Raw genomic sequence first — 277 nt, 5'->3', positions numbered from 1 at the left:
ATTTGTTTTTGGCAGGCGGCGGCTGGTTGGACGGCTGGTCGGGGTTTGGCGTGGCATTCAGAACCGGCTCCTGATCGAACACCCTCACTGCGGCGATCAGAGCAATACGATAGAAATCGTTCAGGTCGCGTTCGATGGTCCGCTCGGACATACCTCCGCGGCCAGGGGTGCGGATGTTCTCCAGCATCAGCGTGCTCAGGAACACCGGCGTCTGGGTGAGCCCCTGGTATAAGGTCGTCTGCAACGAACCCCACCCGGAAGCAATCGCGAAGACGAT

General features: G+C 59.9%; 1 protein-coding gene. It reads right to left on the bottom strand.

The window, feature by feature from the left end; all coding sequences use genetic code 11:
- On the bottom strand, nucleotides 1-277 hold a 277-nt coding region (locus tag KVS69_RS19465; RefSeq protein WP_217539608.1), incomplete at both ends, for a hypothetical protein.

The organism is Stenotrophomonas sp. GbtcB23, from assembly GCF_019091045.1.
In the GTDB taxonomy this organism is placed as follows: domain Bacteria; phylum Pseudomonadota; class Gammaproteobacteria; order Xanthomonadales; family Xanthomonadaceae; genus Stenotrophomonas; species Stenotrophomonas rhizophila_A.
This window is presented reverse-complemented; position numbering and strand designations above follow the sequence as displayed.